At 70.9% G+C, this 13552-nt stretch carries 10 protein-coding genes; all 10 read left to right on the forward strand.

Annotated elements, in window-relative coordinates; genetic code table 11:
• Positions 1-22 precede the first annotated feature (22 nt).
• The 10 genes from OHO83_RS43170 to OHO83_RS43215 all read left to right on the forward strand — a co-directional run bounded on the left by OHO83_RS43170 (position 23) and on the right by OHO83_RS43215 (position 13477).
• Positions 23-1276: an ABC transporter substrate-binding protein gene (locus tag OHO83_RS43170; protein WP_330280657.1), complete on the forward strand. Its 1254-nt coding sequence runs from the start codon at positions 23-25 to the stop codon at positions 1274-1276.
• Positions 1273-2253, forward strand: a complete 981-nt coding sequence (locus tag OHO83_RS43175; protein ID WP_266680774.1) for a carbohydrate ABC transporter permease — start codon at positions 1273-1275, stop codon at positions 2251-2253. Before OHO83_RS43170 ends, OHO83_RS43175 begins: the two co-directional genes overlap by 4 nt.
• 30 nt (positions 2254-2283) lie before the next feature.
• Entirely contained in the window at positions 2284-3096 is an 813-nt protein-coding gene (locus OHO83_RS43180; protein WP_266680776.1) for a carbohydrate ABC transporter permease, read from the forward strand.
• Positions 3097-3146: 50 nt separating this feature from the next.
• Positions 3147-6326, forward strand: a complete 3180-nt coding sequence (locus OHO83_RS43185; protein WP_330280658.1) for an alpha-mannosidase — start codon at positions 3147-3149, stop codon at positions 6324-6326.
• 22 nt (positions 6327-6348) lie between these two features.
• Positions 6349-8040 carry a class I mannose-6-phosphate isomerase gene (locus OHO83_RS43190; protein WP_330280659.1) on the forward strand — a complete coding sequence of 564 codons (1692 nt, stop codon included), beginning with the start codon at positions 6349-6351 and terminating at the stop codon, positions 8038-8040.
• The gene (locus OHO83_RS43195; RefSeq protein WP_330280660.1) at positions 8037-8948 is read left to right on the forward strand and encodes an ROK family protein; all 912 of its coding nucleotides are present in this window, start codon (positions 8037-8039) and stop codon (positions 8946-8948) included. The genes OHO83_RS43190 and OHO83_RS43195 overlap by 4 nt, the downstream gene beginning before the upstream one ends.
• Positions 8949-8971: 23 nt before the next feature.
• The gene (locus tag OHO83_RS43200; protein WP_266680784.1) at positions 8972-9997 is read left to right on the forward strand and encodes a LacI family DNA-binding transcriptional regulator; all 1026 of its coding nucleotides are present in this window, start codon (positions 8972-8974) and stop codon (positions 9995-9997) included.
• Between the two features lie 71 nt (positions 9998-10068).
• The gene (locus OHO83_RS43205) at positions 10069-10218 is read left to right on the forward strand and encodes a hypothetical protein (RefSeq protein ID WP_266680786.1); all 150 of its coding nucleotides are present in this window, start codon (positions 10069-10071) and stop codon (positions 10216-10218) included.
• A gap of 357 nt (positions 10219-10575) precedes the next feature.
• Complete coding sequence (locus OHO83_RS43210) at positions 10576-12081, forward strand: extracellular catalytic domain type 1 short-chain-length polyhydroxyalkanoate depolymerase (RefSeq protein ID WP_389568197.1); 1506 nt, start codon at positions 10576-10578, stop codon at positions 12079-12081.
• Positions 12082-12694: 613 nt separating this feature from the next.
• Complete coding sequence (locus OHO83_RS43215; protein ID WP_330280661.1) at positions 12695-13477, forward strand: MHYT domain-containing protein; 783 nt, start codon at positions 12695-12697, stop codon at positions 13475-13477.
• The last annotated feature ends 75 nt before the right edge of the window (positions 13478-13552 follow it).

A 13552-nucleotide genomic window follows, 5' to 3' on the forward strand; every position in this document is an offset into this window, starting at 1 on the left:
CCGCACGCTCCTTCGTGCGGCCGTGGCCGGCACCTCCGCCGCCGTCGCGGCGCCACTGGTCAGCGCGTGCGGCACCGCCGCCGGACAGCCGCCCGGCAAGGTGGCCCTGCACGGGGACAACCCGTCATGGGTCGCGCCCCTCGAAGCGGCGGGTGAGGCGATGCGCTCGATCGACGGCCTCGAACTCGTTCCTGAGGTCATCCCGTCCCTGGAGTCCTTCGAACAGGTCGTCAAGTCCTCGCTGCGTACCAACAAGACACCGGACATGCTCAAGTACTGGTCCGGCTACCGCCTGCAGGATCTGGCCCGCACCGGCGGCATCGTCGACCTGTCGGTCCACTGGGCGAGCGCGGCCCGCAAGGGTTGGGTGGACCCGGCGCTGCGCTCCGCGGTCAGTTACCGCGGCCGCGTCTACGGCCTTCCGATGAACCTGGCCTACTACGTGTTCTTCTACAACCCCGAGGTCTTCCGTGCCAACGGCCTGACGAAGCCGGAGACGTGGGACGACTTCCTGCACATCGCCGGCCGGCTCAAGAGTGCCGGCGTCACACCGCTGCACGGCACCACTGCGGGGCGGTGGCCGGCGTTCATCTGGTTCCAGGAGATCCTCAGCCGCCAGGACCCGCAGTTCTACGAGGACCTCCTCAACGGGCGGGCCCGCTACACCGATCCGCGCGCCGAACGGGCCCTGCGCACCATCGCGTCCTTCTTCGACAAGGACTGGTTCACGTCGATGGACATGGACCACGCCGCGGCCGCCGCGGGCGTCGTGCACGGCAAGGTCGGCATGGTGCCCTGCGGGAGCTGGCTGGGCGGCACCTTCGCGGGCGTCGGCGGCAAGCCGGGCAAGAACGTCGACGCGTTCGTCCTGCCGATGCAGAACACCCGGGTCCGCCCCGCCACCGTCTTCGAGACCAGTGCCCTGGTCTGCACGGTCAAGGGGCCCGACCGCGACGAGGCCTACCGGGCCGCCGGTGCCTGGCCGCACCCGCAGGTGATGAAGGCGTTCTCGCACACGCTGCAGGACGGCTGCCCCAACCCGACGGTGCCGCCCGCCAACACGATCATCGACGGGGTGGCCACGACGGTGCGGGAGAAGAAGGCCCGCCTGCTCAATCGCTTCTGGGAACTCGGGCCGCCCGAGCTGGTCGAGTCCACGGTCGACGACCTGGCGGGATTCCTGATCGACCCGTCCTCGTACCGACAGGTGCTGCGGACCATGCAGGGCCGGGCCGACGAGGCCTGGACGGTGTGGAAGGAGGCGGAAGGCTCATGACGGACACTGTCGGCGTGCCCCCGGCGGCCGGACTGACGACGGCACCCGCGGCGCGACGCCGGATCCCTGCCCGTACACCGCATCAGGCGAAAGGGAGGGCCCGTGGCAGCGGCCGGCTGGGAGGCCCCCTCAGCGGTCTTCCCTGGGCGCTGCCCGCACTGCTCCTGGTCGGTGTGCTGCTCGTGTATCCGTTCTTCCGCAGCGTCTACGGCAGCCTCTTCGAGGACAACGGCTTCACGAGCCACTACACGGGCCTCGACAACTACGTGCGGCTCGCCGAGGATCCGATCTTCGGCCGGTCGCTGCTGAACACCGTCATGTGGGTGGCAGGCACGCTCCTGCTGCCCGTCGTGGCCGGTCTCGCCATCGCCGTGGCGACGCACCGGATGCGCTTCGGACGGATCGCGCAGCTGGTTGTCGTGCTGCCGTGTGCGATCTCAGGTGCCGCGACCGCCGTGCTGTGGAAGTTCATCCTCACCTCCGAGGGCTCGCTCAACCAGGTGCTGCAGGGCCTCGGCCTGGACTCGCTGGTACGGCCCTGGCTTCTCGAATGGCCGCAGAACACCGTCTCGATGATCGTGGCCAGCACCTGGCAGGCCACCGGACTGAACGTCGTCCTGTTCGCCATCGGCCTGAGCGCCATCCCGCGGGAGACCGTCGAGGCGGCCGAGCTGGACGGCGCCACCGGATGGCGGATGTTCCGCCACATCACGCTGCCTCAACTGCGGTCCGTGAGCGTGGTGGTGATCGGCATGGCCATCGTCAACAGCCTCAAGGCCTTCGACATGATCTGGGTGCTCACCCAGGGCGGCCCAGCCCGCTCCTCCGAGACCCTGGCCCTGACCATGTACCGCGAGTCCTTCCGGCTCTTCCACGTCGGGTACGGCTCCGCCGTCGCCCTCGTCCTGTCCGTCATCGTCGTCGCGTCCTCATGGATGTACCTGCGCCGGCAGATGCCCGAGACGTCCCCGCGCTGATCCGAGCCGCTCGACAAGGAGTGACATCCCGTGGGAAGGACCTTCCGCAACCTCTTCGTCGCCGGCTGTGTGGTGCTCTGGCTGATCCCGGTGTACCTCCTGGCCGTCAACGCGCTGACGCCGGTCACCGAGTACGCCGGCCGACCCGACTGGGCCCCCCACGGCTTCGCGCTGTGGGACAACCTCTCGACCGCCTGGAGCCAGGCGGGCATCGGCGACAGCTTCCTCAACTCACTGACGTACGCCGTGGTGTGCGGCGCCGCCGCGGTGATCGTCGCCGCCATGGCCGCCTTCGCCGTGGTCGTGCTGCCCATCCCCAAGCCCGCGTTCTGGTTCTGGCTCATCTACTCAGGGACCCTCTTCCCGCTGCAGATGTTCCTGGCGCCGCTGTTCGGCATGTACGCCGACGGCGATCTCTACGACACCCGGCTCGGCCTGATGCTCGTGTACGCGGCGTGGGCCGTCCCGTTCGCCTTCTTCCTCATCCGCAATCAGATGACCACGATGCCGCCCGAGCTCACCGAGGCGGCCATGATCGACGGTGCCTCGTTCCGTCGCATCTTCTGGCGCATCCACGTGCCGTTGATGGGCTCCAGCCTCGGGGCGGCGTTCATCTTCCAGTTCACCGCCGTCTGGAACGACCTGCTGTTCGGCATCACGCTGAGCCGCAGCCCCGACATCCAACCGGTGATGGCTGCCCTCACCTCGCTCAACAACGCCTACGCCTCCTCGGGCCCGCCCGTCATCCTGGCCGGCGCGCTGATCGTCTCGCTGCCCACGCTCGTCGTCTTCCTGACGCTCCGAGGCCTGTTCCTGCGTGGCGTCACCGCGAGCGCACGCTGAGCCCCAGCTCCCCGACCCGACTTTTCTCACCTGAACTTGGAGATGTCCGCATGACCACACGGGCCCTCGTCCGTAGCACCGACTGGGACAACGACCGGATTCGCGAGAGCCTGCGCGGCTCCGTCGTCAGCGCGGAAGGCAGTCTGGGAGGGAGCGCGCTGCGGCTGACCACCGAGCCTCTGATGCGCCGGGCGGAAGGGGGTGGCCTGCTGCAGTCCCTCCGGGTGGATGCGGTGAACGGCCCCTCGATACCGGCCGACCTCGCCGTGCGCACCGCCTCCGGGGCGCTGCTGTCCGCCGAGCGCATTCCGGGGCCGGGCGACTCCGTCCGGCTGCTGCTGCCGGCCGTCGACACGGCGCAGCGGGTCACGCTGGCCCTGCCGGAAGGAGCGGGAGGCGAAGGCATCGACGTGACGCTCACCCCGCAGCGCCAGTGGACCATCCACCTCGTGCACCATTCGCACCTGGACATCGGCTACACCGACCCGCAGGGCCGGGTGCTCGCCGAACACCTCTCGTTCCTCGACTCGTGCCTGGAGCTCACCCAGGCCACCGACGACTGGGCACCCGAGTCCCGGTTCCGCTGGTGCGTCGAGTCCTTGTGGTCCTTCAAGCAGTGGGCCGACGCCCGTCCGGCGGAACAGGTGGAGGAGTTCGTCCAGCGGGTGCGCGAGGGCCGGATCGAACTCACCGCGATGCCCTTCAACCTCCACACGGAGACCTGTTCCACCGACGAGCTGCACGAACTGATGCGCCTGGCCCACGACGTACGCGAGCGGTACGGCGTCCCCTTCACCTCCGCCATGCAGACCGATGTGCCCGGATCCGTCGTGGGTCTCGTCGACGCGCTGAGCTCGGCAGGCATCAAGTACCTGTCCGTGGCGCACAATTGGGCCGGACGGTCGGTGCCGCACCTGGTGGGCGGGGAGAAACTGCCCCGCCTCTTCCGCTGGCGTGCGCCCAGTGGCAACAGCCTGCTCGTCTGGGTCACGGACACCCCGCACGGCCTGGCCTACATGGAGGGCCCCCTCCTCGGCTTCGACACCGACTACTCCAGCGTCGACGACCTGCTCCCGGCCTACCTGACCTCACTCGCCACCAACCCCTACCCCTACCGCGGCGGGGTGTTCGGCTGGACCATGGACCAGGAGGAGATCAAGCGCGAGCCCTACCCGTGGGACGTGCTGCACCTGCGCGTGCAGGGCAAGTTCGGCGACAACGCGCCGCCGCGGCGGATCATCGCCGACACGGTGCGCCGCTGGAACGAGACCTGGGCCTACCCGCAGCTGCGGCTCTCGCGCAACGAGGACTTCTTCACCGACGCCGAGGCCCGGCTCGGCGACCGGATCCGCACCTTCGAGGGCGACTGGACCGACTGGTGGGTGGACGGCGTGGGCTCCGGAGCCCACCCGTTGTCCCTCGCCCGGACCGCGCAGGCCGTCGTCGCCGACGCGCAGACCCTCGGCACCTTCGCGGGAGTCCTCGACGCCTCAGGAGCAGCCGACGACACCCGCGACGCGGCCGGCGTGTACGAGGCCGTGTCACTGTTCGACGAGCACACCTGGGGCGCCGGAGACCCCTGGACGCACGGACACGACCACGGCCACTCCGGAGAGCAGCAGTGGCACTGGAAGTACGGGCAGGCCCTGCGCGCCCACGACGACGGGCAGTCGCTCCTGAACCGGGCCGGCGCCCGCCTGGGCCAGCGCCTTGCCCGTCCCGCCGACGTCCCGGCCTCGTACCACGTGGTCAACACCTGCTCCTGGCCGCGCACAGACGTCGCCCAGATCTTCCTGCCGGAATCCAGCGTCCCGCTGGAACGGTCCGTGGCCGTGCGCGACGCCCGTACCGGCGAGCGCCTGCGACACGAGGAGCGCCCGCAGATCAACGACACCCACCGCGACGCCGGCCGCTTCCTGCTGGTCCGCGTCGACGACGTGCCACCCGCCGGCTCCGTCCGCCTCGACGTGTTCACGGTCGACGACGAGGGTGCGCGCGCGGGGGAGGACGGTTCGGTCAGGGCCGCCACCGGATGGAACCCCACCGGCGGCTCCGAGCGCGAGAACCCGGCTCACAGTGCCGCCGCGGCCCACGCGCATCCCGATCCGCTGCTCCTGGAGAACGAACACCTCGCTGTTCGGGTCGACTTGGCCGGTGCGTGTATCGCCTCCGTCGTGGACAAGGCGAGCGGGCGCGAACTGGTCCGGGCGGACTCCATCACCGGCTTCAACGCCTACATCCACGACAGCTACACCACGGCGGGCGGCTTCAACCACAACTCCAGCCGCACCACCGCTTCCGACCGCCTCGAACACCTGGGCAACCGTTCCGTCGCCCCGCCGGCCGCGCTCATCGCCCGCCACTCCACGGCCACCGCGGAGACACTCACGTACGAGACGCGCCCGCCGGGCGCCAACCGGGTGCGCACCACCCTCACTCTGCCGCACGGCGTCGGCCGCCTCGACATCGAGAACCAGGTCGACAAGGAAGCCACCCTCGGCAAGGAGAGCGCCTACTTCGCGTTTCCCTTCGCCTTCGAGACGCCCACGGTGCGCATGGAGGCCTCCGGCGGCGCGACCGGCACCGGACTGCCGGTCATCCCCGGCTCCGCGCTGCACATGCGGGCCGTGCGCCGCTGGATCACTCTGCAGGAGGACGATCTCGCCGTCGCCTGGGCCACACAGGACGCACCCCTGGTCCAGTTCGGCAACATCGCCCTGCCCTACGCCCCGTTCCCCAAGACCATGGGCCACGACGAGCCTGCGACCGTCTACTCCTGGATCCACAACAACCTCTGGGACACGAACTTCCCCAGCGAGCAGGCCTTCGAGTTCACCTTCCGCTACAGCCTCTCCAGCACGCGCAGCGCCGATGCGGCCGACATCGGCCCGCGCACCGCGGCCGGCATCTCACGCCCACTGCACGCGGTTCGGGCCCGCGGACCGGTGTCCGACCAGGCCGCGGACGGGCTGGGCTTCGTGACGGTGGGAGACCCGCGTGTACGTCTCGTCGGAGCCACCACCCCCGACGCGGACGGAGCCGTGCTGCTGCGCCTGCAGTCCTTCGCCGAGGAACCCGTCGCGTGCCCGGTGCGCGCACTCTTCCCGTTCTCCGAGGCCCGCAGCGCCGACTACCACGGCCGGGCCGCGGACGAACTGACCGTCAGGGACGGCGAGGTCACCGTCGACCTGCCCGCACTCGGTACGACCGCGGTGCTCTTCCGCCGCTGACACCCATGCCCGAGGAGGTTTCGTGTACCGGCTCGACCCGCGATACGCCCCCGTTCCACAGGCCGTTCTGAGCACCGGCTGGCAGGCGGTGGCCGCTCAACTCCCCACGGGCCCGGCGGTGGTGGCCGTGGAGGGATCACCGTCCGTCGACTGGGACGCGCTCGGCGAGCAGCTGCGCCGTGAACTCGCCGCCCGCGGCGTCCAGGTCGCCCTGCTCGACGTACGTGCCCACTACGCGCCACCCGCCGAGCTCCGCAAGCGCACCGAGCGGCCGGAGGACGAGGAAGACCCCTACTTCCGCAAGCTCGCCGACAACCCTCTCGACGACCTCTTCGACACGCTCCCCACACCGACACCGCCCGACGAGGGCCTGCTCATCGTCCACGGGCCCGGCGCCGCACTCGTCGACCACCACCTGCTCTGGTACGCCGACGTGCCCAAGCGGTACGCGGAGGCGGCCGCGGTCGCGGGCACCGGCGGCGTGAACCTCGGCCTTCCGGGCGAGAAGCCCGACCTGCGGCGGCTGTTCTACAGCGACTGGCCGATGCTCGACCGGCACCGGGACGCGCTGGCCCACCGGCTCGACGGCTGGCTCGACATGCAGAACCCCGACCACCCGGTGTCGCTCGACGGGCCCGGACTCCGGGCCACGTACGCCGCTCTCGCGAGCAAGCCCGTGCGCACCCGCCCCTACTTCAACTCCACGCCATGGGGCGGGCACTGGGCCCAGCGCACGCTCGGCTTCAACCCCGACGCGCGCAACACCGCCCTCGGCTACGAGCTGATCGCGCCCGAGGCGGGCATCCTCGTCGGCACCGGGCCGCAGGCCCAGGCCGAGGTGCCGTTCCAGCTCATGTGCGTCCTGGAGCCGGACCGTGTCCTCGGTCAGGAGGTCCACGCCCGCTTCGGGGCGTCGTTCCCTCTCCGGTTCGACTACCTCGACACCGTCGGCGGCGGCAACCTCTCGGTGCACTGCCACCCCAAAGAGCTGTACATGCGCGAACGATTCGGCTGGCCCTACACCCAGCACGAGACGTACTACATGACGCTCGGCAGTCCCGACACCCGGGTGTTCCTCGGCCTGCGCGAGGACGCCGACGTCGAGGCGTTCCGCGGGCAGGTACGGAAAGCCGCGACGGGCGGCATGCCCCTGGACGTGGAGGACCACGTCCTGACGTTCCCCGCCGAACAAGGCCGACTGTTCATGATTCCCGCAGGCACCCCGCACGCCAGCGGGGCCGGCAACCTCGTCCTGGAGATCAGCGCCACGCCCTACCTGTACAGCCTGCGGTTCTACGACTGGCTGCGCCCCGACGCCGACGGCAACCCGCGCCCGCTGCCCTACGAGCACGGTTTCGCCAACCTGGAGACCGCCCGGCGCGGCGACGCGGTCGCCCGCGACCTGGTGCAGCAGCCGCGCACCCTGCGCACCGGCACGGGCTGGCGAGAAGAGGTCATCGGTGCACTTGAGGAGATGTTCTACGAGGTCAGAAGGTATGTACTCGACGCCGGGGCCGAAGCCGACGACGACACCGCGGGACGGTTCCACATCCTGAACGTCGTCGAGGGTGACGGCGTGAGCGTGCACACCGCGGCGGGTGACCGGCACGAGCTGGCGTACGCGGAGACGCTCACCGTTCCGGCCGCCGTGGGCCGGTACTCGGTGCGAGCGGACGGGGGACCGGTCCGGGTCGTGAAGGCCCTCGTCCGTTGATCCCGGTCCTCGAAATCGGCGGCACCCACGTCACGGCGGCCGTCGTCGACCTGCCCGACGGCCGTGTCGGGCGGCGCTCCCGCCGGCCGCTCGACCCGCACGCCGGCGCCGAGGAGATCCTCGGCGCCGTACGGCGTTGCGCCGACCACCTCGACGTCCCCGTGGGCACGCGATGGGGCATGGCGGTGCCGGGGCCCTTCGATTACGCGCAAGGCTTCGCGCTCTTCGCCGGGGTCGGCAAGTTCGAGGCCCTGTACGGGGTGGACGTGCGCACGGCGCTGCTGCGCGACCTGCGGCAACGGCCGGGTGACGTCGTCTTCCTCAACGACGCCCACGCCTTCATGATGGGCGAGTGGGCCGCGGGTGCCGGGCGCGGACACTCCCGTGCCGTCGGCATCACGCTCGGCACCGGTGTCGGCTCGGCCTTCCTCGTCGACGGCGCGATCGTCGCGCGGGGGCCGGGGGTGCCGCCCGAGGGGCGCATGGACCTGACCGAGGCCGGCGGCGCACCATTGGAGGAGTCCGTGTCCCGCCGGGCCATCCTCGCCCGGTTCGGCGACCCGTCCGCCGACGTGCGGGACATCGCCGACCTGGCCAGGGCGGGGCAGCGGCGCGCCCGGCGCGTCCTGGACGACGCCTTCACGACGCTCGGATCCGTCCTCGCACCGAGACTGACCGCGTTCGGGGCGACGACTCTGGTCGTCGGTGGTTCGATGGCCGGTTCCTGGGACCTGGTCGCTCCCGCGCTGCACGCGGGACTCGCCGAGGGAGGCTGGGCGCCGGACGCCACAGGCCCGGATGACCGTCCGGAACGTCCCAGGCGGCATACTCGTGCGATGCAACCCGCAGGCCTCGCCGGGGACGCCGCGCTGATCGGCGCGGCCCACGCCGTTGCCGCACGCGACTGACGACGGGGGGAGAGACCGCGATCATGCCCGGCACCCGCGGGGAGAAGGACCCGCAACCGACACTGCGCGACGTCGCGCAGCGTGCGCACGTGAGCGCCATGACGGTCTCGCGTGTCCTGCGCGACGACCCCAAAGTGCTGCCCGAGACCGCCGCTCGGGTGCGCGCCGCCGTCGCCGAACTCGGCTACCACCGCAACGAGATGGCCCGCAGCCTGCGCCTGGGCAGCAGCACGGGGCTCGTCGGGCTCGTGGTCACCAACCTCGCCAACCCCTTCTACTCCCGCCTCGCTCTCGGCGTCGACGCCGTCGTCGCCGGGCACGGCCTGAAGACCGTCATCGGCAACACAGGACACGACCTCGACAGCGAGCGCGGCCTCGTGGCGGACCTGATCGCCCGGCGTGTCGACGGCATCGTCGTCGTCCCCGCCGACGACGACCAGCGCCACCTGGCCGCCGCGGCCGACAAGGGCGTACCCATCGTGGTGGCCAGCCGACCGCCGAACGGTTTCAGCGCCGACTGCGTCCTGGTCGACGACTACGGCGGCTCCCGCACGGCAACCCGACAGCTGCTCGACGCGGGACACCGCCGGATCGGCTTCCTCGGTTCCCCGCCGGCTGTCTATACGGGCGCCGAGCGATTGCGGGGCTTCACCGACGCGCTCGTCGAAGCGGGCCTCGAACGCGAACCGGGCTACGTACGGCTCGGGCAGCAGCAGACCGCCGAGGCTTCGCGTGCCACGTCCGAACTGCTGGCTCTGCCGGAGCCGCCGACGGCCCTGTTCTGCTCCAACAACCGCAACACCATCGGTGCCTTCCGCGCGATACGCGCCGCCGGCACCGCCACCGCACTCGCGGGCTTCGACGACTTCGAACTGGCCGACGCGCTCGGACTGCCGCTGATCATCGCGGCGTACGACAGTGACGAACTCGGAAGGGAGGCAGGCCGGTTGCTCGTGGACCGGCTCGGTGAGGCGCGTGCCCGGGGCACCGCCCGTCGCGTCGTCGTGCCCACCACTCTCGTCCGCTACGGCACGCCGGGGGAGCCGTGACGCGTGTGAGTGATCGCCGGAGGTCTACGTGTCGTGCTGCGGCAGCCGCCTCCGGCCGGGTTGCCAGGCACATGGTCGGCCGCTCGTGGACGGCATTCCTCTCACGGGCGCGCAAGGCCGTCATGACCAAGCACGGCACACACGTCGACGCCCTCCGCATTCGCTCTGTGGAGGCCGCGGGCGAGCGCGCCGACGTGCGGGACTGGGTGCGCTGTCTGTAACCCGGCACACCGGACGACCGGGCGCCCCTGTCCAAGCATCCATGCACGCCTGATGAACCGAGCCCGGCCGGGGCGGAGTTCTGCACGTTCCTGCTGAGGCTCGGGCGGCTCACGTGCCCGGGGACCACCGTGCGACGGCAACAAGCACATCATCCGCGGTCGTGGCCCTCCCGAGTGGCGCAACGGTGACGGCCCACAGCCCATACCCCTTCGAGGTGGGGCCCGTCACCATTACTGTCGTCGCCGGCCGGACGTAGCTTCCCGGTAACTCCTGGGACACGTACCGCTGTCCGGTACCGGGCGGCCAGGGCCGGGGGTTGTCCGTCTCCCCATCCCTCGCGATCACCTGGTGGCACGATGCATCCTGCTTCCCCCCACTCCTCGCGGCGCCGCTCCCGACGCGTGCTGCGGCCTGTCGACCGCGGACGGCGGCCGCGCTCCGGGTCCGCGGTCGCGCTGGTGCTGTCCGTGGTCGCCCTGATCCTCGGGCTGCTGTCCCCGGCGCCGGCGCAAGCCGCGTCCCTGCAGGAGGTGACGAGCTTCGGCTCCAACCCCGGCAGTCTGCAGATGTTCCGCTATGTCCCCGACGGGCTGCCGTCCGGGCGCCCTCTGGTGGTCGCCATGCACGGCTGCACCCAGTCGGCCGCGGCGTTCGACAGCGAGACCGGCTGGACCAAGTGGGCCGACACCTGGGGCTTCGCGCTGGTGCTGCCCCAGCAGAAGAGCGCCAACAACGCCAACTCGTGCTTCAACTGGTTCCAGTCGTCCGACTTCTCGCGCGGCCAGGGCGAGGCCCTGTCTGTCAAGCAGATGGTCGACAAGATGGCGGCCGACTACGGGACCGACCCCTCACGTGTCTACGTCACCGGCCTGTCCGCGGGCGGGGCGATGACCGCGGTCATGGCGGCCTCCTACCCGGACGTCTTCTCCGGAGCGGCGGTGGCCGCCGGTCTGCCCTTCGACTGCGCCCGCTCCGTCACCGACGGTCTGAGCTGCATGAACCCCGGCAGCAACCTCACCGCGCAGCAGTGGGGCGACAAGGTACGCGCGGCCGACCCCGGCTACGGCGGCCCCTATCCGACGGTGGCCGTGTGGCAGGGCTCCCAGGACACCACCGTCGCGCCGATGAACATGACCGAGCTCGTGGAGCAGTGGACCAATGTCCACGGCACCGACGCCACGGCCGACGTCAGCGACACCGTGCAGGGCTACCCGCACAAGGTCTACCAGGACGCTGCGGGCCGCGCCGTCGTCGAGTCGTACAGCATCACGGGCATGTCCCACGGCCAGCCGGTCGACCCCGGCACCGGGGCCACCCAATGCGGTACGGCCGGCCAGTACCTGCCGGACATGAACATCTGCGCCTCGTACTGGATCGGACACTCCTGGGGACTCGACGCCACCGACGGCGGCGGCTCCCTGCCGGCTCCGACCGGGCTCACCGCCACCGCCACCACCGACACCTCGGCGTCACTGTCCTGGACCGCCGTCGACGGTGCGGCGTCCTACCGCGTCTACCGCGGCGGCACCCAGGTCGGCTCGCCTTCCTCGACCTCGTTCACCGACACCGGGCTCGCCCCCGGCACGACGTACAGCTACACCGTGGCCGCCGTGGACGGTTCCGGGGCCGTGGGCGCCTCCTCCACCGGGGCGCAGGCGACCACGACCGGCGCCACCCACCAGTGCTACACCGACAACAACTACAACCAGGTCGCCGCCGGACGCGCCCACCAGAGCCTCGGCTACGTCTATGCCAACGGCTCCAACCAGAACATGGGCCTGTACAACCTCTTCGTCACCCACACCCTGGAAGAGACCTCGCCCGGCACCTTCGTGATCGCGGACTCCGGCTGCCCGTCCTGACGGACCCACGGCGCGGCGGCGGCTTCACCTTCATCCGGTGAAGCCGCCGCCGCGCGCCATGACCTGCCCCGCGGCGTGGTCGAACTCCGGCGTGCACAGCAGGTACAAGGCGCTTGCCGCTGCTTGCCGCTGCTTGCCGCTGTTTGCCGCTTCTCGCCGGACGCCGGTGCGGCGGGCGGAACGGGCCGCGCTGACGCCGCGTGTGTGCGCCCCGGCGGAGCCTGCGCATTCCCCGTCGCGACAGCACGCCGCGTACAACGCTGCCGTGCGGCATCTGCGCCGGCCGGCCGGGAGGGTTCGTCGGCCGCCATCGAGTCGGCCGTTCTCAACCCCAGCGCCACCGTCCCCGCCTTCAGTTGAACGGGTATGTCCCGGACGTCCCGACCTGGGCGTCTCGTCCAGGGTGTCTGAAGCGCTTCGATGTGCGGCGTGACAAGAGTCGCACCGGCGTCGGAGGGAGATGAAGCACCGATGCCCGAAAGGCCGTTGAACCAGGGCCTTACCGTCCAGTAACCCGCCTGCGGGCGCATGTCGCCGCCTCCTGGACAGAGATCCACTGCGTGCTAGCGTCCCGGTCGCCGGGGGGCCGACACATGACAGTGAGAGGAATCCCGTGGGTCACATGCATCACATGGCCGGAGGCTGGGCGACGCCGTTCCTGTCGTATGTCATGGCCGTCGTCGGATCCGCGCTGGGACTGCGCTGCACAGTGCGCGCCCTGACCGCAGGGGGACGGTCCAGACGGAACTGGCTGGTCAGCGCTTCGATCGCGATCGGAGCCGGAATCTGGACCATGCACTTCATCGCGATGCTCGGCTACACCGTCGACGGCACCGCGATCCGCTTCGACATCCCGCTCACCCTGTTCAGCCTCCTCGTCGCCATCGCCGTCGTCGGCGCGGGAGTCTTCACCGCCGGATACGGCAAGTCCCGCGTGCGCTCCATCCTGTTCGGCGGCATCGGCACCGGACTCGGGGTGGCCGCGATGCACTACATCGGCATGGCCGCCGTGGAGCTCAACGGCACGATCTCGTACGACCCCGCTGTCGTCACCGCCTCCGTCGTCATCGCGATCGCCGCGGCCTCCGCGGCGCTGTGGGCCGCGCTCTCCGTGCGGGGCCCGGCCGTCGCCGCCGTCGCAGCCCTCGTGATGGGGCTCGCGGTGAGCAGCATGCACTACACCGGAATGGCCGCGGTCACCGTGAACGTGCAGGCGAGCAATGCGCCTCTGCCGGGCGCGAGCGCCACCGCGTTCATCCTGCCGCTCGCCGTGGTCCTCGGTTCGTTCCTCTTCCTCACCTGCGCCTTCGTGGCCCTGTCCCCGACGGCGCGGGAGCGCGCCGAGGGCGAGGCCGCCGCCCGACCGCTGCACGAGGTCGAACTTCCGGTCGCCTGATCCGGACTCCCCGAGCAGCCTTCGTCACCACCGCGGGCATGTCCCGCCACGCGCGCACGCCGCCCGCCGTTCCCC

Origin of the sequence: Streptomyces sp. NBC_00569 (genome assembly GCF_036345255.1) — a bacterium.
GTDB lineage: Bacteria > Actinomycetota > Actinomycetes > Streptomycetales > Streptomycetaceae > Streptomyces.

Bases quoted from the DNA above. Each gene is read 5' to 3' on its own strand.
- OHO83_RS43205 (WP_266680786.1), top strand. From the start codon at position 10,069: ATGGTCGGCCGCTCGTGGACGGCATTCCTCTCACGGGCGCGCAAGGCC.
- OHO83_RS43210 (WP_389568197.1), top strand. From the start codon at position 10,576: ATGCATCCTGCTTCCCCCCACTCCTCGCGGCGCCGCTCCCGACGCGTG.
- OHO83_RS43175 (WP_266680774.1), top strand. From the start codon at position 1,273: ATGACGGACACTGTCGGCGTGCCCCCGGCGGCCGGACTGACGACGGCA.
- OHO83_RS43185 (WP_330280658.1), top strand. From the start codon at position 3,147: ATGACCACACGGGCCCTCGTCCGTAGCACCGACTGGGACAACGACCGG.
- OHO83_RS43200 (WP_266680784.1), top strand. From the start codon at position 8,972: ATGCCCGGCACCCGCGGGGAGAAGGACCCGCAACCGACACTGCGCGAC.